This is a genomic window from Arthrobacter sp. TB 26 (assembly GCF_000427315.1).
In the GTDB taxonomy this organism is placed as follows: domain Bacteria; phylum Actinomycetota; class Actinomycetes; order Actinomycetales; family Micrococcaceae; genus Arthrobacter.
Genome location: NZ_AUPJ01000053.1, coordinates 1 through 1,337, shown reverse-complemented (window position 1 = coordinate 1,337; position 1,337 = coordinate 1). Strand labels below are relative to the sequence as shown.

Annotated in this window: 2 protein-coding genes; both read right to left on the bottom strand. The window is 71.7% G+C overall.

The features are described 5' to 3' along the window. Positions 1-648 (bottom strand): AAA family ATPase (locus K789_RS0100900; RefSeq protein ID WP_024365102.1); only part of this gene is annotated, 648 nt, incomplete at its 3' end. Next, on the bottom strand, positions 645-1,295 hold the full coding sequence (locus tag K789_RS0100895; protein WP_024365101.1) for a nucleotidyltransferase family protein: 651 nt from the start codon (positions 1,293-1,295) through the stop codon (positions 645-647). The genes K789_RS0100900 and K789_RS0100895, both read right to left, overlap by 4 nt. Positions 1,296-1,337 lie beyond the last annotated feature (42 nt).

Below are 1,337 nucleotides of genomic sequence, written 5' to 3'. Positions count from 1 at the left end.
GATCCGCTCCGGCCCGGGGTAATCGATCCAGTGGTACAGGCAGCGCCGGGTCAGGGCATCGTGCAGGTCCCTCGTCCGGTTGGAGGTCAGGATGACGATCGGGGGATGGGTGGCCCGGATGGTGCCCAGTTCCGGGATGGTGACCGCGGCCTCGGCGAGCAGTTCGAACGTGAAGGCCTCGAACTCGGCGTCGGCCCGGTCGATCTCGTCCAGCAGGAGGACTGCGGGGCGCGGGCCGGGATGTTCGATCGCCTGCAGCAACGGCCGGCGCAGCAGGTACTCCGGGCCGAAGAGATCGGTCTCGGTGACCGAGGCGTCCCGGACTTCCGCCAGCCGGATGCCGAGCAGCTGCCGCTGGTGGTTCCACTCGTAGAGGGCCTCGCCGGCGTCGATTCCCTCGTAGCACTGCAGCCGGTACAGCGGCGTGTCCAGCAGCTGGGCCAGGGCCTTCGCCGCCTCGGTCTTGCCGACGCCCGCCTCGCCCTCCAGCAAAAGGGGCTGCGGGAGCCGCACCGCCAGGAAGAGTGCGGTGGCCAGTCCGACGTCGGCCAGGTAGTCACCGCTGTCCAGCGCCGAGATCAGGGACGGGACGTCGGGAACCCTGCGCTGCACATCCTCCTCCGCGCCGGTGCGCGCCGCCGTGTTCACAGCGCGCCCTCCAGTCCCGCCAGGACACGGCGGTAGTCCTCGTCCGTGTCGACGTCCAGCGGGACGGGGCCCTGGACGCGAAGTTCGACGGCGTCGGCCGCCCGCTGCTCCAGCAGCTTCCAGACTGCCTTGTCGCCGTGCAGGGCGGCCAGCTCCGGGAGCATCCGGCGGGTAAACGCCAGGGGATGGCCGCCGCCGTCGTCGTACCGGCAGACGGCGATCCCCGGGGCATCCCGCCCGCTGGTTGCCTCGCCCCGGAACAGGAGCTCCAGCAGTGCGCGGGCGTCGACGGAACGGACGCCCGGCTGGTCACCGAGCAGCAGGACAACGGCGTCCGTATCCGGGTGGAGTGCGGCAACGCCGGCGGCGATGGAGGAGGAACAGCCCGCTCCGAAGTCCGGGTTGAGCACGATCTCGCAGCCGGTGGTGTCGACCGTGCGCTGGACTTCCGCGGCTGAACTTCCCAAGGCCAGCACCGTCTGGTCAAAGCCGCAGTCCCGGGCGGCGGCCAGCACGGCGTCGAGGAGTACCCCGCGGCCGTAGGGCAGCAGCTGCTTGGGCCGGCCCAGGCGCCGCGACGCCCCGGCCGCCAGGACCAGGCCCGCCGTTCGATGCTGCGCGGGTAGGCGTTCAGAGAGTGAGGGCATAGCGCTCCGGATCTTTGCGGAAGGCGGCCCGGCAGCCGGGCG